The organism is Streptomyces sp. NPDC032091 (assembly GCF_055580265.1).
Genome location: NZ_JBVILR010000015.1, coordinates 7,986 through 29,676, shown reverse-complemented (window position 1 = coordinate 29,676; position 21,691 = coordinate 7,986). Strand labels below are relative to the sequence as shown.

The 21,691-nt window shown below is 74.6% G+C and carries 3 protein-coding genes; all 3 read right to left on the bottom strand.

What is annotated here, in order from left to right:
* Nucleotides 1-196: 196 nt before the first annotated feature.
* From ACZ5NJ_RS23365 to ACZ5NJ_RS23355, 3 genes are read right to left on the bottom strand one after another with little or no spacing between them, the layout of a single operon-like run.
* Nucleotides 197-5,761: an amino acid adenylation domain-containing protein gene (locus ACZ5NJ_RS23365; RefSeq protein ID WP_468767085.1), complete on the bottom strand. Its 5,565-nt coding sequence runs from the start codon at nucleotides 5,759-5,761 to the stop codon at nucleotides 197-199.
* Nucleotides 5,758-13,497, bottom strand: a complete 7,740-nt coding sequence (locus ACZ5NJ_RS23360; RefSeq protein ID WP_468767084.1) for an amino acid adenylation domain-containing protein — start codon at nucleotides 13,495-13,497, stop codon at nucleotides 5,758-5,760. The genes ACZ5NJ_RS23365 and ACZ5NJ_RS23360 overlap by 4 nt, the downstream gene beginning before the upstream one ends.
* Nucleotides 13,494-21,533, bottom strand: coding sequence for an amino acid adenylation domain-containing protein (locus ACZ5NJ_RS23355; protein WP_468767083.1), 8,040 nt, complete (start codon nucleotides 21,531-21,533; stop codon nucleotides 13,494-13,496). Before ACZ5NJ_RS23355 ends, ACZ5NJ_RS23360 begins: the two co-directional genes overlap by 4 nt.
* Nucleotides 21,534-21,691 lie beyond the last annotated feature (158 nt).

Below are 21,691 nucleotides of genomic sequence, written 5' to 3'. Positions count from 1 at the left end.
AGCGCTCGCCTCCATCGGGAATATCAGCTCATTCGCGTGGGCCGATTCCCGGCTCCACCTCTACGGAAAAGACGATATGGAGCCGCCTTATCGACGGAATATCGGTCCTGTTCCGGCGAATGATCGGACGCGAAAGCCCGGAGGCGGCGACCGGTCGGACCGGTCGCCGCCTCCGGGCGGGCGGGTACTGCTGATTTCACAGGCGCGTCGAGAGCATCCTGCCGATTTCGGCGGCCGGCGCCGGCCCGACCAGGGACTCGTGGGTGGCGGCCACCTCGAACCGCTCGATCACCCCGGACAGGTAGGGCTCCCAGGCGCTCTGGTCGGCCCATTCGCGCACGTTCTCCGTGGCGGCCACGAGCAGCAGGTCGCCCTTGAACAGCGGGGGCCGTACGGGCGAGACCAGCCGTACGTTGTTGACCAGGACGTCGAGCACCGCGCCGCGCTGCTCCTCGTCGAGGTGGCGCAGCTCGCTGTCGCTGAGCCCCATGTACCGGACGACCCGGGCGTGGACCCCCGCGGTGTCGGCGGGCACCGCGTCGGGGTCGTCGCCGTGCAGCCGTGCGTACGCCTGGAACAGGTCGCGCAGCACCTGGCCGGCGCTCAGTTCGTGGCGCCGGTGCTCCTCGACCGGGAAGGCGTCCAGCAGCACCACGTGCTCGACCTCCTCGCCTCGCGCCTGGAGTTCGGCGGCGAGCAGGTGGGCGAGGGTGCCGCCGAGGGACCAGCCGAGCAGCCGGTAGGGGCCGTGCGGCTGGACGGTGCGCATCTGTTCGACGTACCCGTCGAGCATCTCCTCCAGCGTGGCCGCCATCGGCGCGGTGCCGTCGAGGCCGGTGGACTGCAGGCCGTACAGGGGCTGTTCGGGGTCGAGGGTGCGCAGCAGGCCGGAGTAGGACCAGCCGAGGCCGCCCACCGGGTGCACGCAGAACAGCGGGGGGCGCGAGCCGGTGGTGCGCAGCGGGAGCAGCGGCGCGAAGCCGGAGCCTTCCCCGCCGTCCTCGCCGTCGATCCGGGCGAGCAGCAGCGCGGGGGTGGGTGCCTCGAAGACCTCCCGGACGGTGGGCTCGGCGCCGAGCACCTGGCCCATGAGGCCGGCGAGCTTGGAGGCGAGCAGGGAGTGGCCGCCGCGGTCGAAGAAGTTGTCGTCCATGCCGACCGAGTCGACGCCGAGCACCTCCGCGAAGAGGCGGCACAGCACGTCCTCGCGGGCCGTGCGCGGGGCGCGGCCCCCGGACTCCTCCGCCGGGGCGGGCAGGGCGCGCTCGTCCAGCTTCCCGTTGGGGGTGAGCGGCAGCGCGTCGAGGACGACGACGGCGGACGGCACCATGTACTCGGGGAGGCGGCCGTGGAGGGCGCCGAGCACCTCGGGGACGTCGACCCCGTCGGGTCCGGCCACCAGGTAGGCGACCAGGCGCCGGATGCCCGGCCGGTCCTCGCGTACGACGACGGCGGCCCGGGTGACGCCGGGGCCCTCCAGGAGCGCCGCCTCGACCTCGCCGCGCTCGATGCGGAAGCCGCGCAGCTTGACCTGCCCGTCGGTGCGGCCGACGAAGTCGAGCCGGCCGTCGCGGGTGCGGCGGACCAGGTCCCCGGTGCGGTACATGCGGCCGCCGGCCGGTCCGTGGGGGTCGGCGACGAAGCGGCCCGCGGTGAGGACGGAGCGGTGCAGGTAGCCGCGGGCGACACCGGGCCCGGCGATGTAGAGCTCGCCGATGGCTCCGGCGGGCAGCGGGCGCAGCGCCCGGTCCAGGACGTAGGTCCGCATGCCCGGGAGGGGGCGGCCGATCGAGTGGACCGACGCGGGGTCCTCGGGGTCCTGGAGTCCGTAGGTGACCTCGACGGTGGCCTCGGTGGGTCCGTAGGCGTTGATCATGCGGCGGCCGGGTGCCCAGCGGGCCACCAGCTGCGGGGTGCAGGCCTCGCCGCCGGTGATCAGGGTGGTCAGGGCGGGCAGGTCGGTCTCCGGCAGCCCGGCGAGGACCGCGGGCGGCAGGTGGACGTGGCTGATGCTCCGCTCGGCGAGGAAGGCGGCCAGCCGGTCCCCGACGTACCGCTCTTCGGGGATGACCAGGCAGGCGCCGGTCAGCAGCGCCATGCACAGCTCGGCGACCGACACGTCGAAGCTGGGGGACACGAACTGCAGGACGCGGCTCCCCTCGCCGGCGCCGAGGGCGGTGTGGCTGCTCGCGCCGAGGGCGGCGAGGCCGGCGTGGGTGACCACGACGCCCTTCGGGGTGCCGGTGGACCCCGAGGTGTAGATCACGTACGCGGGGTGGTCGGGCCGCAGCGCGGGCCGCGGCCTCGGCGCCGCCGGGGCGGGGCCGGCCGGCGCGTCGTCCAGGAGCACGACGGGCGCGTCGGTGGCGGGGAGGCGTCCGGCCAGGGCCGCGGTGGTGAGCACGGCCTGCGGGCGGGCGTCGTCGAGCATCAGCGTGAGCCGCTGGGCCGGGTAGTCGGGGTCGAGCGGCACGTAGGCGGCGCCCGTCTTGACGACGGCGAGGACGGCGACGGCCAGTTCGGCCGAGGCCGGCAGGGCCAGGGCGACGAACCGTTCGGGGCCCGCGCCGAGGGCGGCGAGCCGGTGGGCCAGTTCCTCGGCCCGCGCGTCCAGTTCGGCGTAGCCGAGGACGGTGTCCCCGCACTCGACGGCGGGTGCGTCGGGGGTCTCGCGCGCCTGCCGCTCGAACAGCGCCGGCAGGGTGTCGGGGGCGACGGCCGCGGGATTGCCGGTCCACTCCGCGCGCAGTGCCTCCTCCTCCGTCCCGGAGAGGAGGGTGAGCGCGCTCAGCGGGAGCGCCGGGTCCGCGGCGGCGGAGGCGAGGAGCCGGGCGAACCGGTCGGCGAGTTCCTGCGCGGTCTGCGGGTCGAACAGCGCCGAGGCGTACTCGACGATGCCCCGCAGGCCGCCCGCGTCCCCGTCGGCCGTCTGGGTCTCGGCGATGCTGAAGGAGAGGTCGCAGCGTGCGGTCCCTGTGCCGATCCCCTCGAACCGGACGGTCACGCCGGGCAGTTCCATGGCGGCCCCGGCGTTGTTCTGGAAGGCCAGCATCACCTGGAAGAGGGGGTGGACGGCGGCGGAGCGCACCGGGTTGACGGCTTCCACGAGCCGCTCGAAGGGCAGTTCCTGGTGGGCGTAGGCGGCCAGGTCGGCCTCGCGGACCCGGCGGATCAGCTCGCGGAAGGCGGGGTCGCCGGAGGTGTCGGTGCGCAGCACGAGGGTGTTGACGAAGAACCCGGCGAGTCCGTCGAGGGCCGGGGCGCCGCGCCCGGACACGGCGGTGCCGAGCGGGATGTCGTCCCCGGCGCCCATCCGGCTGAGCAGGGCCGCGAGTCCGGCCTGCACGACCATGAAGACGGTGGAGCCGGCGGACCGGGCCAGGGCGACCAGCCGGCGGTGGTCGTCGGCCCCGAGGTGGAACTCCACGAAGCCGCCGCGGTGGTCGGGCGCGGCCGGGCGGGGCCGGTCGGCGGGCAGGTCGAGCTGGAGGGGGGCGCCGGCCAGGACGGTCCGCCAGTGGGCGAGCTGGGTGGCGAGCAGGCTCTCGGGGTCGTTCTCGTCGCCGAGCAGCTCGCGCTGCCACAGGGTGTAGTCGGCGTACTGGACGGGCAGCGGCTGCCAGTCGGGCGCCAGTCCGGCGTGGCGGGCGGTGTACGCCTCGGCGAGGTCCCCGAGCAGCGGGGCGACCGAGCCGCCGTCGGCGGCGATGTGGTGGACGAGCAGCAGCAGGACGTGCTCGCGCTCGGAGATCCGCAGCACGGTGGCGCGCAGCGGGATCTCCTCGGTGAGGTCGAAGGCGTGGCGGGCGGCTTCGGCGAGCACCTCGGCGGCGTGCTCGGCGTCCGTCTCGACCACCTCGACGGGCGGCGCGACCCCTTCCAGGACCAGCTGGTACGGGTCGCCCGCGTCGTCGGGGAAGACGGTGCGCAGGCTCTCGTGCCGCTCGACCAGGTCGCCGAGGGCGGCGTTGAGGGCGAACAGGTCGAGGTCGCCGGTGAGCCTCAGCGGCATCGGTACGTTGTAGGTGGCGCTGGGGCCCTCCACCCGGTGCATGAACCACAGGCGCTGCTGGGCGAAGGAGAGCGGGATCCGCTCGGGGCGCCGGCCCGCGACCGGTTCGGGGCGGGCGGTCTCGCCGGCGGCCCGGCGGATCTGCTCCGCCAGCTGGGCCGGGGTGGGCGCCTCGAACAGGGCGCGGACGGGCAGGGAGACGCCGAAGACGGCGCGGACGCGGCCGAGGAGCTTCAGCGCGGACAGCGAGTGGCCGCCCTTGGCGAAGAAGCTGTCGTCGGGGGAGAGCCCGCGCTGGCCCAGGACCTCGGCGAACAGGCCGATGAGGATCTCCTGCTGCGGGGAGCTGCCCGTGGTCCGGGCCGGGGCGGCGGCGGCCGGGGCGGCGGCCGCTGCGTGCTCGGGCAGCAGGGCGCGCTCGGCGGCGGGCAGCCCGGGCAGTTCGCCCACGGTCGGCCCGGTCCGTTCGGCGGTCGCCTCCAGGATCCGCACGACGTGGCCGAGGACGGCCTCGGCCGCGGCGGGCCCGTACAGGTCGGGACGGTATTCCAGACGGACCAGGAGCCGTGCGCCGGCGAGGCCCGCGATCAGCCGCAGCGGGTAGTGCGCGGCGTCCTTGCCGGTGACGCCGCTGACCCGCACCCCGGCGTAGGACGGCGGGGCCTCGCCGCCGCCGGGGTAGTTCTCGACGGTGAGGACGGTGTCGAACAGGTCCCCGGTGCCGGCGATGCGCTGGACGTCGCCCAGGCGCAGCTGCTGGTGGTCGAGGAGCAGGGCCTGCTCGTCCTGGAGGGTGCGCAGGGCTTCGGCCAGGGGCAGGCCGGCGTCGAGGCGGACGCGGACCGGGACGGTGTTGATGAACAGGCCGACCATGGTCTCGATGCCGGGGATCTCCGGCGGGCGGCCGGAGACCACGGACCCGAAGACGACGTCGTCGCGGCCCGTGAGCTCCTTGAGGGTGAGTGCCCAGACGCCCTGGAGGAGGGTGTTGAGGGTCAGCCCGTCGGCCCGTGCCCCGGCGAGGACGGTGGCGGTGAGCTCCTCGGGCAGTTCGACGGTGTGGTACTCCGGCTGGACGGGCCGGCGCTCCGGTCCGGGGGCGACCAGGGTCGGGCCGGCGAGGCCGTCGAGGGCGCACCGCCAGGCCTGCTCGGAGACGTCCCGGTCCTGGCGGGAGAGCCAGGCCAGGTAGTTGCGGTAGGGGCTGACGGGAGGCAGGCCGGACGGGTCGCCGTGGTCGGCGTACAGGGCGAGCAGTTCCCGCTGGAGCACCGGGGCGGACCAGCCGTCCCACAGGATGTGGTGGTTGGTCAGGGCGAGGCGGTGGCGCTCCGCTTCCAGGCGGACGAGGCGGAACCGCAGGGCGGGCGGGGCCGCCAGGTCGAAGGGGCGGGCCTGCTCCTCGGCGAGCACGGCCCGCAGGGCCTCGTCGCGCCGTCCGGCCGGCAGGTGGCCGAGGTCGGTCTCCTCCCAGGGCAGCGGGACGTCGCGGTGCACGACCTGGATGGCCTGGCCGTTGGCCCGCTGCCGGAAGCCGGCGCGCAGGTTGGCGTGGCGGCGCAGCAGGGCTTCGGCGGCGGTGCGCAGGCGGGCGGCGTCCAGCGGTCCGGTCAGCTCCAGGACCATCTGGGTGGTGTAGACGTCGGCGTCGGCCGTTCCCGGCCGGGGTTCGTCGGCGAGGGCGTGGAAGAGGAGGCCTTCCTGCAGCGGGGAGAGCGGCAGGACGTCTTCGAGTCCGGATGTCTTCATGCGATGTACCTCAGTTCGGTTTCCAGGTCGTCGATTTCGTCCTGGCTCAGGGTCACCAGGGAGAGGTCGGAGGGGGTGAACCCGCCCGCGTCGGGCTCGCGCACGCTGTCGGCGAGGGCGCGCAGCGCGTCGAACCAGCCCTCGGCCAGGGCGCGCACCGCGCCCTCGTCGAACAGTTCGCGGGGCCAGGTCCAGGTGGCCGTCAGTTCGGGGCCGCCGGGGAGGTCGCGGGTGAGGGCGTTGATCTCCAGCGCGTGTCCGACCGGCATGTCCGGGTCGCGGGGCTCCGGGGACGGGACTCCGGAGACGGCCGCCCAGTCCCCGGCGGAGGTGAATCCGCCGGAGGCGCCCCCCGACGGGGCGGCGGGGAAGCGGCCCAGGTAGTTGAAGCCGATCTGCGGGGCGGGCCGGCCGGAGAGGGCGCCCGCCGACTCCTCGTCGAGGTGGCGGAGCAGCCCGTAGCCGATGCCGTGGTCGGGCAGGGCGCGCAGCTGTTCCTTGACCCGCTTCAGGGCGCTCGCGAGCGGGACGTCGCCCGGCTCGACGCGCACCGGGTAGAGCGAGGTGAACCAGCCGACGGTGCGGGAGAGGTCCAGCCCGTCGGCGATCTCCTCGCGGCCGTGTCCCTCCAGGTCCAGCAGGAGCGCCGGGGCGTCCGCCCCGTGCGCCCGCCGGTGGTCGCGGACGGCGAGGGCGAGGGCCGTGAGCAGGACGTCGTTCACTCCGCCGTGGAAGGAGGCCGGGACCGTGGTGAGCAGCGGGCCGGTGACGTCGGCGGGCAGGGTCAGGGTGACCGAGCACGCGGAGGCCCCGGTGTCCCGTGCCGGGTCGAGGGCGCGGGCGGCGAGCAGCGGGTCGGGGGTGGCGGCGATCTCCTGCCAGAGCGGGAGTTCGGCGCGCCGCCCGGCCGCCGCGGAGGCCAGTGCGCGGGTCCAGCGCCGGAAGGACGCCGGTACGGGCGCGAGTTCCTCGCCGTCCCAGGCGGCCGCCAGGTCGGGCAGCAGGATGCGCCAGGAGACGCCGTCCACCGCCAGGTGGTGCGCGAGGACCAGGAGCAGGCCCGGCCGGAGCGGGCCCCGGTCGTACCAGACGAAGCGGATCACGGTCCCCTGCCCGGGGTCGAGGAGCTGCCGGGCGGTCTCCCCTTCCGCGGTCGCGACGGCGGCGAGTTCCTCGTCGTCGAGGCCGTCGGCGTCGACCCGGTGCAGCAGGTCGGCGGCGCGGACCTCGCCGGGCTCGCGGACGTCGAGGCGCCAGCCGTCGCCGTCCGGCAGGGCCCGCAGGCGCAGGGCGTCGTGCCGGTCGAGGAGGGCCTGCACCGTCGCCGTGAGCCGCTGCCCGTCGGCGCCGGCGGGCACCTGGACGGTCATCGACTGGTTGAAGCCGGTCCAGGAACCGCCGAGCTCCCGCAGCCAGTGCATGATCGGCGTGGCCGTCGGCTCACCGGCGTCGGGTTCCTCGGCGGTGTCGGCGGTGTCCTGCCGCACGGCCTGGGCGATCAGCACCAGCTGGGCGACCGACTGGTGGCCGAACACGTCGCGGGCGGAGAACACCAGGCCCGCGCGGCGGGCGCGGCTGACCAGCTGGATGGCGAGGATGCTGTCGCCGCCCATCGCGAAGAAGCCGGCTTCGGGGTCGACCCGGTCGAGTCCGAGGACCTCGGCGAACAGGCCGCAGAGGATCTCCTCCTGCGCCGTCCGCGGGGCCCGGCCGCCGTCCGCCGGGGCGAACACCGGGGCCGGCAGCGCCCGGTGGTCCAGCTTGCCGTTCGGCGTGAGCGGGAGGGCGTCGAGCGTGACGAACGCCGAGGGGACCATGTACTCGGGCAGCCGGTCGACGGCCGCGGCGCGGAGCGCCTCCACGGGGGCGTCGCCGACGACGTAGGCCACGATCCGCTTGTCACCGGGCCGGTCCTCGCGGACGATCACGGTCACCTGGACCACGCCGGGCTGCTGCGCGAGGGCGGACTCGATCTCGCCGAGCTCGATGCGGAAACCGCGCACCTTCACCTGGTGGTCGACCCGGCCCACGAACTCCAGCTGGCCGTCGGCCCGCCACCGTACGACGTCACCGGTGCGGTACATGCGCCCGCCCGGCGCCCCGAAGGGGCTGGCCACGAAGCGGCCGGCCGTCTGCGCCGCCCGCCCCAGGTAGCCGCGTGCCAGACCGGAGCCCTCGACGTACAGCTCGCCGGGCACGCCGACCGGCACCGGCTGGAGCCGGTCGTCGAGGACGCGGATGCGGGCGTTGAGGATCGGGGTGCCGATGGGCGGGGTGACCGCTCCGGAGAGCGGGCCGCTCATCGTGGCGCACACGGTCGTCTCGGTGGGACCGTACGCGTTGATCATGCGGCGGCCCCGGGACCACTTGGCGACCATCGCCGGCGGGCAGGCCTCACCGGCCACGACCAGGGTCATGCCGGCCGGCAGGCCGTCCTCCGGCATCACGGCCAGCGCCGCCGGCGGCAGCGTCGCGTGGGTGACGCCGTGCCGGGCCAGGAGCGCCGCGAGCGGCTCGCCCGGCAGCAGTTCCTCCGACCGCGCCAGCACCAGCCGGGCCCCCGACAGCAGCGCCATGAAGACCTCGGAGGCGGCGGCGTCGAAGCTCGGCGAGGCGAACTGGAGCACCCGGCTGTCGGACTCCACCGCGAACCGCTCGATCTGGCCGGTGGCCAGCGAGGAGACACCGGCGTGGGTGACGACGACGCCCTTGGGGCGGCCGGTGGAGCCGGAGGTGTAGATCACGTACGCCGGCGAGCCCACCAGCAGCGGGGCCGTGCGGTCGGCGTCGGTCAGGTCCGCCGCGTCCAGGTCCTGGAGCGGGAGCCGGTCGACGGGCACCAGCGCCTCGGGGGCGCAGGGCAGCTGCCCGGCACGCCCGGCCTCGGTGAGGACGGCGACGGGTTCGGCGTCCTGGAGCATGTACGCGATCCGGTCGGCCGGGTACTCCGGGTCCACCGGAACATACGCGCCACCGGCCTTCATCACACCGAGGACCGCGACCAGCCACTCCAGCGACCGCGGCAACGCCACCGCCACCCGACGTTCCGGCCCCACACCCCGGCCCACCAGATACCGCGCCAGCCGGTTCGCCCGCCCGTTCAACTCCGCATACGACAGCGCCACATCACCGAACTCGACGGCCACCGCACCCGGCGCCAACCGCACCCGCTCCTCGAACAACTCCACGAACGAACCGTCCGGAACCGCACGAGCGGTGTCGTTCCACTCGCCCAGCATCCGCGCCCGCTCCCCCGGAGCCAGCACCTCCAACGCACCCACCCGACGATCCGGATCACCCGCGACCGCCTCCAGCAACCGCACCAACCGCCCCACCAACACCTCGACCGACCCACGGTCGAACACATCGGTGGCGTAGACGACGCTGCCGGCGATACCGGCGGGGTCGCCGTGGTCGGACCGCTGTTCGGCAAGGCTGAAGCCGAGGTCGAACTTGGCGGCGCCGACGTCGAGGCCGGACACCTCGGTGGGCAGGTCGCCCAGCCGGAGCGAGGCCCGCTCCTGCGACTGGAGGGTGAGCATGACCTGGAAGAGGGGGTGGTGGGCCAGGGAACGGACCGGGTTGACGACCTCGACCAGCCGCTCGAACGGCACGTCCTGGTGGGCGAACGCCCCCAGGTCCGCCTCGCGGACCCGCTCCAGCAGCTCGCGGAAGGTCGGATCCCCCGAAGTGTCCGTCCGCAGCACCAGCGTGTTCACGAAGAACCCGACCAGATCGTCCAGCGCCTCGTCCGAACGGCCCGCCACCACGGTGCCGACGGGCACGTCCGTGCCGGCACCCAGGCGGGTCAGCAGCGCGGCGAGCGCCGCCTGGAGGACCATGAAGGTGGTGGTGCCGGTCTTCGCCGCGAGCGCGGAGAGCGACCGGTGGACGTCGGCGGGGATACGGATGTCGACGTCGTCGCCGGTGTGGGTGGCGACGGCGGGGCGGGGCCGGTCCAGCGGCAGCTCGATCAGCTCCGGGAGCCCGGCCAGCTCCTGGCGCCAGTACTCCGACTGGCGGGAGATCAGGCTCGCCGGGTCCTCCTCGGAACCCAGCACCTCCTGCTGCCACAACGCGTAGTCCGCGTACTGGACCTCCAGCTCGTCCCACGCGGGGGCCGCGCCCTCCACCCGGGCCGCGTAGGCCTGGGACAGGTCCCGCAGCAGCGGGCCCGCCGACCAGCCGTCGGCCACGATGTGGTGCAGCACCAGCAGCAGCACGTCCCCGCCACCGTCGACACGGAACAACGTCGCCCGGAACGGCAGCTCGGCATCCAGCGCGAACGCGTACCGCGCCGCCTCACCCAGCCCCTCCTCCAGCCCCGAAGCCGCAACCTCCACGACCTCCAGCAGCTCCCCGACCTCACCGGCCGGGACCACCTCCTGCCGCGGCACCCCGTCCACAGCCGGGAACACCGTCCGCAGACTCTCGTGCCGCCCCACCACATCACCCAGCGCCGACCTCACCGACTCCACGTCCACCGACCCGTCCAGCCGCAACGCCAACGGAACGTTGTACGTCGCGCTGGGGCCGTCGACCTGGTCGAGCACCCACAGCCTGCGCTGGGCGAAGGACAGCGGCACCGTGTCCGGCCGCTGCCGTGCCGTGGGGGCGGTACGGGCGCGGTCGGCGCCGTTCAGACGCTGGGCCAGGCCCTCGGCCGAGGGGGCCTCGAAGAGGGTGCGCACCTGGAGTTCGACTCCGAAGACGGAGCGGATGCGGCTGATCAGGCGGGTCGCGAGCAGCGAGTGCCCGCCCATCTCGAAGAAGTTGGCCTCCGGGTCCACCCGGTCGAGGCCGAGGACCTCACCGAACAGGCCGCAGAGGATCTCCTCCTGCGCCGTCCGCGGGGCCCGGCCGCCACTCTCGCCGGCGAACACCGGGGCCGGCAGGGCCCGGTGGTCCAGCTTGCCGTTCGGCGTGAGCGGCAGCGCCTCCAGCGTCACGAACGCCGAGGGGACCATGTACTCCGGCAGCCGCTCGGCCACCGCCGCGCGCAGCGCCTCGGCGGGGGCGTCACCCACCAGGTAGGCCACGATCCGCTTGTCGCCGGGCCGGTCCTCGCGGACGATCACGGTCACCTGGTCCACGCCCGGCCGGCCCGCGAGGGCGGACTCGATCTCGCCGAGCTCGATGCGGAAACCGCGTACCTTCACCTGGTGGTCGACCCGGCCCACGAACTCCAGCTGGCCGTCGGCCCGCCACCGTACGACGTCACCGGTGCGGTACATGCGCCCGCCCGGCGTCCCGAAGGGGTCGGCGACGAAACGGCCCGCGGTCAGCTCCGCGCGGCCCAGGTAGCCCCGGGCGAGGCCGGCGCCCGCGACGTAGAGCTCGCCGGACACGCCGACGGGCGCCGGCCGCAGGGCGGAGTCCAGGACGTACACCCGGAAGTTGGTGAGGGGGGTGCCGATGGGCGGGGTGACCGCTCCGGAGAGCGGGCCGCTCATCGTGGCGCACACCGTCGTCTCGGTGGGACCGTACGCGTTGATCATGCGGCGGCCCCGGGACCACTTGGCGACCATCGCCGGCGGGCAGGCCTCACCGGCCACGACCAGGGTCATGCCGGCCGGCAGGCCGTCCTCCGGCATCACGGCCAGCGCCGCCGGCGGCAGCGTCGCGTGGGTGACGCCGTGCCGGGCCAGGAGCGCCGCGAGTGGCTCGCCCGGCAGCAGTTCCTCCGACCGAGCCAGCACCAGCCGGGCCCCCGACAGCAGCGCCATGACCACTTCCCAGGCGGCGGCGTCGAAGCTCGGCGAGGCGAACTGGAGCACCCGGCTGTCGGCGGTGATCCCGAAGGACTCGATCTGGGACAGGGAAAGGCTCGCGACGCCCGCGTGGCTGACGACGACGCCCTTGGGGCGGCCGGTGGAGCCCGACGTGTAGATCACCCAGGCCGGGGAGCCCACCAGCAGCGGCGCCGTGCGCTCGGCGTCCGTCAGGTCGGCCCCGGAGTACGCCTCCAGTGCCAGGTCCTCGACCAGGGTCGGGCGGACGTCGTCCGGCAGGACCCCGACCGTGTCCGCCCGGGTGAGGACGGCGACGGGTTCGGCGTCCTGGAGCATGTACGCGATCCGGTCGGCCGGGTACTCCGGGTCCACCGGAACATACGCGCCACCGGCCTTCATCACACCGAGGACCGCGACCAGCCACTCCAGCGACCGCGGCAATGCCACCGCCACCCGACGCTCCGGCCCCACACCCCGGCCCACCAGATACCGCGCCAGCCGGTTCGCCCGCCCGTTCAACTCCGCATACGACAGCGCCACATCACCGAACTCGACGGCCACCGCACCCGGCGCCAACCGCACCCGCTCCTCGAACAACTCCACGAACGAACCGTCCGGAACCTCACGAGCGGTGTCGTTCCACTCGCCCAGCATCCGCGCCCGCTCCCCCGGAGCCAGCACCTCCAACGCACCCACCCGACGATCCGGATCACCCGCGACCGCCTCCAGCAACCGCACCAACCGCCCCACCAACACCTCGACCGACCCACGGTCGAACACATCGGTGGCGTAGGTGAGCGCTCCGCCCACCCCGGCCGGGGTGCCGTCGGCGGTGTGCCGCTCGTGGAGGGTGAAGGCGAGGTCGAACTTGGCGGTGCCGACGGCGAGGTCCTCGACCCGGGCGGTCAGGGAGCCCAGGGAGGGCTTGCTCTCGGCGTTGTTCTGCAGGACGAGCATGACCTGGAACAGCGGGTGGTGGGACAGCGAGCGGACCGGGTTGACGATCTCGACCAGCCGCTCGAACGGCACGTCCTGGTGGGCGAACGCCCCCAGGTCCGCCTCGCGGACCCGCTCGACCAGCTCGCGGAAGGTCGGATCCCCCGAGGTGTCGGTGCGCAGCACCAGGGTGTTCACGAAGAACCCGACGAGGTCCTCCAGGGCCTCGTCCGAACGGCCGGCCACGGCCGTGCCGACGGGTACGTCGGTGCCCGCGCCGAGGCGGGTCAGCACCGCCGCGAGCGCCGCGTGGAAAACCATGAACATGGTGCTGTTGGTGTGGCGGGCGAGCCGGGCCAGGGCCGCGTGGCTGTCGGCGTCGAGCTCCAGCGGAACGATGTCGCCGGTGTGGGTGGCGACGGCGGGACGGGGCCGGTCCAGCGGCAGCTCGATCAGCTCCGGGAGACCGGCCAGCTCCTGGCGCCAGTACTCCGACTGGCGGGAGATCAGGCTCGCCGGGTCCTCCTCGGAACCCAGCACCTCCTGCTGCCACAGCGCGTAGTCCGCGTACTGGACCTCCAGCTCGTCCCACGCGGGGGCCGCGCCCTCCACCCGGGCCGCGTAGGCCTGGGACAGGTCCCGCAGCAGCGGGCCCGCCGACCAGCCGTCGGCCACGATGTGGTGCAGCACCAGCAGCAGCACGTCCCCGCCACCGTCGACACGGAACAACGTCGCCCGGAACGGCAGCTCGGCATCCAGCGCGAACGCGTACCGCGCCGCCTCACCCAGCCCCTCCTCCAGCCCCGAAGCCGCAACCTCCACGACCTCCAGCAGGTCCACGGCCTCACCGGCCGGCACCACCTCCTGCCGCGGCACCCCGTCCACAGCCGGGAACACCGTCCGCAGACTCTCGTGCCGCCCCACCACATCACCCAGCGCCGACCTCACCGACGCCACGTCCACCGACCCGTCCAGCCGCAACGCCAACGGAACGTTGTATGTCGCGCTGGGGCCTTCGAGGCGGTACAGGAACCACAGGCGCCGCTGTGCGTAAGAGAGGGGAATCATGACGTCTCCTTGGACCGCTTCATCGGCCGCAGCTTGGGCCGGGCTTTCTCGGCTCCCGCGAGGCGACCGACGAGGGTCTCCACGGTCGGGCTCTCGAACAGGGTGCGAATCTCGATCTCGGCGTCGAAGACCGAGCGGATGCGGCTGATCAGGCGGGTCGCGAGCAGCGAGTGCCCGCCCATCTCGAAGAAGTTGGCCTCCGGGTCCACCCGGTCGAGGCCGAGGACCTCACCGAACAGGCCGCAGAGGATCTCCTCCTGCGCCGTCCGCGGGGCCCGGCCGCCACTCTCGCCGGCGAACACCGGGGCCGGCAGGGCCCGGTGGTCCAGCTTGCCGTTCGGCGTGAGCGGCAGCGCCTCCAGCGTGACGAACGCCGAGGGGACCATGTACTCCGGCAGCCGCTCGGCCACCGCCGCGCGCAGCGCCTCGGCGGGGGCGTCCCCCACCAGGTAGGCCACGATCCGCTTGTCGCCGGGCCGGTCCTCACGGACGATCACCGTGACCTGGTCCACGCCCGGCCGGCCCGCGAGGGCGGACTCGATCTCGCCGAGCTCGATGCGGAAACCGCGCACCTTCACCTGGTGGTCGACCCGCCCCACGAACTCCAGCTGGCCGTCCGCGCACCAGCGCACCACGTCGCCCGTGCGGTACATGCGCCCGCCCGGCGTCCCGAAGGGGCCGGCCACGAAGCGTCCGGCCGTCTGCGCCGCCCGCCCCAGGTAGCCCCGGGCGAGGCCGGCGCCGCCGATGTACAGCTCTCCCGGTACGCCGACCGGCACCGGCTGGAGGCGGGCGTCGAGGACGTACGCGGTGGTGTTGTCCATGGGGCCGCCGATCGGCGGGATCCCGCGGTAGTCGTAGGGGCGTCGGACCAGGTGCCGGGTGGCGTACGTGGTGGACTCGGTGGGTCCGTAGACGTGCACGACCCGGGTGTCGGGGCAGTGGTCGACGGCGTGGCGCATGGCCGTGAGCGATCCGGCCTCGCCGCCGGTCCAGACCTCGCGCAGGGCGGCGAGCGGGTTGCCCGGCTCCTCGGCGAGCAGGTTGAACAGTGCGGTGGTGAGGAACACCGCCGTCAGGCCTTCGCCGTCCAGCATCCTCTTCAGCGCGTCGATGTCGACCTCGCCGGGCGGGGCGATGACCACCTCGCCGCCGGCGAGCAGCGGTACCCACAGCTCGTACGTCGAGGCGTCGAAGGCGAGCGGCGAGTGCAGCAGCACCCGCTGGTGGGCGCCGCCCCGGAAGGAGCCGTCGACGGCGAGCGCGGCGATGTTGCCGTGCGTGACCGCGACGCCCTTGGGGGTGCCGGTGGAGCCGGAGGTGAACATCGCGTAGGCGAGCTGTCCGGCGTCGACCGGGACGGCCGGGTCGTGGTCGGGCATGCCGTCCGCGGTCGGCTCCAGGGTCCGGGCTCCCGGCGGGAGTTCCAGGTCGGTCCGGTCCGTGACGACCATCGTGATGGCGGCCTCGTCGAGGATGACCCGGAGGCGGGACGCCGGGTAGCGCACGTCCAGCGGGACGTACATGGCGCCCGCCTTGAGGATGCCGAGGATCGCGACGACGGCGTCGAAGGAGCGTTCCAGGAAGAGCGCCACCCGCGACTCGGGGCCCACGCCCTCCCCGATGAGCCGGTGGGCGAAGCGGTTGGCGCGCCGGTCGAGTTCGGCGTACGAGAGGGTGTCGGAGCCCAGGCGCAGGGCCGGGGCGTCGGGGGTGCGGGCGGCCTGTGCGGTGAAGAGCCGGGGCAGGGAGCCCTCCGGGACGGGCCGGCCGGTGTCGTTCCAGGTGTGCAGCAGGGTCCGGCGTTCCTCCTCGGTGACGATGGGGAGGGCGCCGACCGGCTGCTCCGGGTCGGCCGCGGCCGCTTCGAGGACGCGCACGAGGCGGTCGGCGACGGCCTGGGCGGTGGCCCGGTCGAAGAGGTCGGTGGCGAAGCCGAGGTTGCCGCCGACCCCGTCCCGGTCCTCCTGGAAGGACAGGACCAGGTCGAACTTGGCGACGCCCGCGCTCAGGTCCTCGGTGCGTGCGGTGACCCCGGGCAGCGCGAGGGATCCGTCCGCCCCGTCCTGCTGGACGAGCATGACCTGGAAGAGGGGGTGGTGGGCCAGGGAACGGACCGGGTTGACGATCTCGACCAGCCGCTCGAACGGCACGTCCTGGTGGCCGAACGCCCCCAGGTCCACCTCCCGGACCCGTTCCAGCAGTTCACGGAAGGTGGGGTCACCCGAGGTGTCGGTGCGCAGCACCAGGGTGTTCACGAAGAACCCGACGAGATCGTCCAGGGCCTCGTCCGAACGGCCCGCCACCGCCGTGCCGACGGGCACGTCCGTGCCCGCGCCGAGGCGGGTCAGCAGCGCGGCCAGCGCGGCGTGGACGACCATGAAGACGGTGGTGCCGGTGGTGCGCGCGAGGGACTTGAGCGCCTGGTGCGCGTCGGTGCCGATCCGGAAGGGGATCAGCTCGCCCCGGTGCGAGGCGACGGCCGGGCGGGGGCGGTCCAGCGGCAGTTCGATCAGCTCGGGGAGTCCGGCGAGCCGGCCGCTCCAGTAGCCGACCTGGCCGGCCAGGGGGCTCTGCGGGTCGTCCTCGGAGCCGAGCACCTCCTGCTGCCACAGCGCGTAGTCGGCGTACTGCACCGTGAGCGGGGCCCACTGCGGGGCCTGCCCGCCCTGGCGGGCGGCGTAGGCCCGGGACAGGTCCCGCAGCAGCGGGCCGGTGGACCAGCCGTCGGCGGCCGCGTGGTGGATCAGCAGGAGCAGGGCGTGCCGCTCCGGCGCGTGCCGGAACAGGGTGGCCCGTACGGGGGGTTCGGCGTCCAGGGTGAACGCGTACCGGGCGGCCTGGCCGAGCGCCGTCTCCAGGGCGGCGGGCGTGACGTCCTCGACGTGCAGGTCCACGCGGGCGCGGTCGGCCGGCAGGATCTCCTGGCGGGGTACGCCGTTCTCCTCCGTGAGGAGGGTGCGCAGGCTCTCGTGCCGGGTGACGAGGTCGCCGAGCGCGGCGCGCAGGGCGGCGGCGTCCAGCGGGCCGTCGAGGCGCAGCACGAGGGGGACGTTGTACGTGGCGTTCGGCCCTTCCAGCCGGTTGAGGAACCACAGGCGGCGCTGGGCGGCCGAGAGCGGGATCCGCTCCGGGCGCGGCTGCGGCACGAGCGGGACCCGGGCCCGGCCGGCGGTGTCGATGCGCGCGGCCATCTCGCGGACCGTGGGGGCCTCGAAGAGGGTGCGCAGGGAGACCTCGGCGCCGAAGACCGACCGGATGCGGCCGATCAGCCGGGTGGCGAGCAGCGAATGCCCGCCGAGGTCGAAGAAGTTGGCGTCCACGGCGACCTCGTCGAGGCCGATGACCTCGGCGAAGAGGCCGCGCAGGATCTCCTCGCGGGCCGTGCGCGCCTGGGGTCCGGCGGCGGGGGCGGTGCGCTCCGCCGGGGCGGGCAGGGCGGTGCGGTCCAGCTTGCCGTTCGCGGTGGCGGGGAACTCGTCGAGCAGGACGACGGTGTCCGGGACCATGTACTCGGGCAGCCTCTCGGCCGTCCAGGCGCGCAGTTCGAGCGGGGCGGGCGCGGGGCCGGCGGGTACGGCGTAGGCGACGATCCGCTTGTCCCCGGGACGGTCCTCGCGGACCACGACGGCGGCCTGGAGGACGTCCGGGTGGGCGCCGAGCACGGATTCGATCTCGCCGGGCTCGATGCGGAAGCCGCGGACCTTGACCTGGTGGTCGACCCGGCTGATGAACTCCAGGAGTCCGGCGGAGTTCCAGCGCGCCAGGTCGCCGGAGCGGTACATGCGGGCGCCGGCCGGTCCCCAGGGGTCGGCGACGAAGCGGCCGGAGGTGAGCTCGGGGCGGCCGTGGTAGCCGCGGGTGACCAGGTCGCCCGCGATGTAGAGCTCGCCCGGCACCCCGGCGGGCACCGGCCGCAGCCGGGCGTCGAGGACGTACATCCGGGTGTTCCAGACGGGGCGGCCGATGGTGACCACTCCGGCCGGGACCGGTTCGCCGGGGCCGATGCGGAACTCGGTGCAGCCGACGGTGGTCTCGGTGGGACCGTACTCGTTGATCACGGTCGCTTCGGGGTGGCGGGCCCGCCACTGTTCGAGGACCTCGCCCATCAGCGACTCGCCGCCCAGGACGAGCTGGCGGGCCGGGGAGAAGCCGCCGTCCAGCTCGATGAGCAGGGGCAGGTGGCTGGGGGTGGCCTTGACGAAGTCGGGCTGCCGGTGCGGGGCTCCGTCGCCGGTGCGGCCGTCGAGTTCGACCAGCTGGACCGTGCCGCCCGCGGTGAGCGGGGCGAACAGGCCGGTGACGGTCAGGTCGAAGGAGACCGGCGAGTGGACCAGGGCCCGCCCGGCCACGCTGTCGTACGCGTCCCGCGCCCAGGCCAGGTAGGCGTTGAGGGAGCGGTGTTCGACCACGACGCCCTTGGGGCGGCCGGTGGAGCCGGACGTGAAGATGACGTAGGCGGGGTGGGAGGGGGTGAGCGGGGCGGTGCGCTCGGCGTCGGTGACGTCGGCGGCGGAGGTCGCCCGCAGGTCGGCCTGGGTTCCGGCGGCGTCGAGGGTGAGCTGCGGGACGCCCGCGGGCATCCGGCCGGCGGTGGCGCGGGTCGTGACGGCGGCGACGGGCTTGATGTCGTCGAGGACGAAGGCGATCCGGTCGTCCGGGTGGGCCAGGTCCAGCGGCAGGTAGGCGGCGCCCGCCTTGGCGATGCCGAGGAGGGTGGCGACCAGGTCGGTGGAGCGGTCGAGGGCGACGGCCACGTAGGTCTCGGGGCCGGCGCCGAGGGAGATGAGGCGGCGGGCGATCCGGTTGGCGCGCTCGCCCAGCTCGCGGTAGGTCAGGCCGACGCCGGCGTGTTCGACGGCCGGCGCGCCCGGGGTGCGCAGCGCCTGCCGCTCGAACAGCTCGGGGAGGGTGGCTTCGGCGAGCGGGCGGGCGGTGTCGTTCCACTCGACGAGGATCCGCCGGCGCTCGGCCTCGTCCATGACCTCCAGGTCGCCGATGGACAGCTCGGGTTCGGCCGCCGCGGCGGCGAGGAGGCGTACCAGGCGGGTCGCCAGGAGTGCGGCGCTGTCGTGGTCGAACAGGTCGGCGGCGTACTCCAGGGTTCCGGCGAGGCGGCCCGCGCCCTCGGCGCCGGAGGGTGCCTCCTCCTCGAAGAGGAAGGACAGGTCGACCTTGGCCGCGCGGCGGTCGACGGTGTCGAGGGTGACGTCGAGGCCGGGCAGCGAGAAGGAGGTCCGCTCGGCGCCCTGGAAGGTGAGCATGGTCTGGAACAGGGGGTGGTACGCGAGGGAGCGGACCGGGTTGAGGTGCTCCACCAGCCGGTCGAGCGGCAGGTCCTGGTGGGCGAAGTCGGCGAGGTCGCCCTCGCGGACCCGGCCCAGCAGCTCCAGGAAGGTGGGGGCGCCCGAGGTGTCGGTGCGCAGGCACACCGTGTTGTTGAAGCAGCCGATCAGGCCGTCGAGGAGCTCGTCGGAGCGGCCCGAGGTGGCGGTGCCGATGGGGATGTCGGTGCCGGCTCCGAGGCGGGTGAGCAGCGCGGCGATGCCCGCCTGGACCGTCATGAACACGGTGGTGCCGGTGCGCCGGGCGAGCAGGGTCAGCCGGTCGTGCAGGTCGGCCGGCACGGTGAACCTGACCCGGCCGCCGCGGCCGGACGCCACGGGGGGCCGGGGCCGGTCGGTGGGCAGTTCCAGGACGTCGGGCAGGCCCGCCAGGCGCTCCTGCCAGTGGGCGAGGTCGTCCTCGGGGCGTTCGACGCCCTGCCGCCACAGGGTGAAGTCGGCGTACTGGACGGGGAGTCCCTCACCGGTGGGGGCGCGGCCCGCGAGCCGGGCGGTGTAGGCGGTCGACAGGTCCTGGGCGAGCGGGCCGAAGGAGGCGCCGTCGGCCGCGATGTGGTGGAGCAGGACGAGCAGCGTGTGCCGCTCGGGCGCGGTGGCCAGCAGGACGGTCCGCAGCGGCGGCTCGGCCGCGAGGTCGAAGCGGTGGCGGGCCTGGCGGGTGAGTTCGTCGGCCAGGCCCTCCGGGGTGGCGTCCACGGTGTGGAGCTCGGGGTGCGCGCGGTCGAGGACCAGCTGGCAGGGCTCGCCGGCGTGCTGGGGGTAGACGGTGCGCAGCACCTCGTGCCGGTCGGTGAGGTCGCCGAGCGCGGCGGCGAGCGCCTGCCGGTCGAGCGGGCCGGTCAGCTCCAGCGTGAGGGCGATGTTGTACGAGGTGTCGTCCGTGTCGAGCTGCTGGACGAACCAGAGCCTGCGCTGGGCGCTGGACAGCGGCAGCCGCTGGGGGCGGACGGCGGGGGTGAGCTCCGCCCGGCCGCCGCCGGCGGTCTCCAGCCTGCGGTCGAGGCGGGCGGGGGTGGGCGCGTCGAAGACGGCGTTGACCGGGATGGAGACGCCGAGGATCCGGCGGATGCGGTTGACGAGGCGGTTGGCCTTCAGCGAGTGGCCGCCGAGGACGAAGAAGTCGTCGTCGGGGCCGATCTGGGCGACGCCGAGCACCTCCGCGAACAGGCCGCAGAGGATCTCCTGGCGGGCGGTGCGCGGGGTGCGGCGCTCGGGGGAGGCGGCGCGCGGCGCGGCCAGCGCGGCCCGGTCGACCTTGCCGTTGGGGGTGAGCGGCAGCGCGTCGTGCACGGCGACGTGCGCGGGGGCCGCGTACTCGGGCAGGCGGGTGGCCGCGAACAGGCGGACCTCGTCCGCGTGGACGCGCCGGCCCGGCGCGGCGACGACGTGCGCGATGAGCGCGTCGCCCTGCACCGTGACGACGGCCCGGGCGACGCCGGGGGCGGCGAGCAGCGCGGCCTCGGTCTCGGCGGGCTCCACGCGGTGGCCGCGGATCTTGAGCTGGTCGTCGCGGCGGCCGGTGAACTCCAGGGTGCCGTCGGGCAGGACGCGCACCTGGTCCCCGGTGGCGTAGCTGCCGGCGAAGCCCTCGGGGGCGGTGTCGTCGGCGTAGCGGGCCAGGTACGGGGTGCGGACGACGAGCCCGCCCTCCTCCACGGCCAGCTCGACCCCGTCGATGCCCGGTCCGAGGGGGACCCTGGCGCCGTACCGCTCGGGGGCGGGGCGGCCGGGTTCGGCGGCGGCGTACACGGAGACCGCCTGGGGGGTCTCGGTGGTGCCGTAGAGGTTGAGGACGCGGGCCTGGGGGGCGAGTGCGGTCCAGGCGTCGACGGTGTGCCAGGCGAGTGCCTCGCCGCCGAAGCCGGCCAGGCGGAGCGCGGGCCAGCCGCCCTCGGGGGCGCTGTCGGCGAGCGCGTCGCCGAGGCCCGGGGTCAGGTGGGCGAGGGTGATCCGCTCGTCGGCGAGCCACTGGCCGATGGCCTGGGCCTCGCGTATGTCGGCTTCGGGGAAGACGACCGTGCCGCCGCTCCACAGCGGGACGAACACGTCGCGCAGCAGCGGGTCGTGGCCGAGTCCGGAGAGCACGGCGCCGCGCACCGTGCGGTCGATGCCGTACGCGGCGGCGTACCACTCGATGAAGTGCTCGACCGGCTCCCAGCCGCCGACGATGCCCCGCGGGCGGCCGGTGGTGCCGGAGGTGAAGGCGACGTAGGCGGCGGGGCCGCCTACGTCGGCCGGCATGGACCCGCTGTCGGGGGCGCCGCCGAGCACGTCGATCACCGGCAGGCCGTCCGCGAGCCCGTCGGGGACGCCCCCGGGGTCGCAGGCGAGCCATGCCTTCACCCGCGCCTGCCCGGCCTGGAGCCGCAGGCGGCCGGCCGGGTGCGCGGAGTCGCACACCAGGAAGGCCGCGCCGCTGCGGGCGACGGCCACCAGCGCGAGGGCCAGTGCCGGCGTGCGCCGTGCGTGGACGGCGACCGTGTCGCCCGCCCCGATTCCCGACTCCCGCAGCCGGGCGGCGAGCCCGGCGGTCATGCGGTCGAACTCCCGGTAGCTGAACCGCGTCCGCGCACCGGACACCGCGATGCCGTCCGGGGTGGCGGCCGCGTGCTCCGCGAGCCGTCGCAGCAGACCCGTCCGTACCGGGGACTTCCCGGCCGGCCGCAGGTCCCGTATCGCCTCACCTGACATCGTTCCGACTCCTCAATTCGCGTTCCACATGCCTCGGACATTAAGGAGCCGGTTTTTCATGGCGTTATCGGGAGCGTTTCGGCCGCCCGGCCGCCGCGTCGAACCATTTCGATAAGTCATCGATAAAAGGGCGTCCTAGCCTCTGCGTCGCCGCTGTT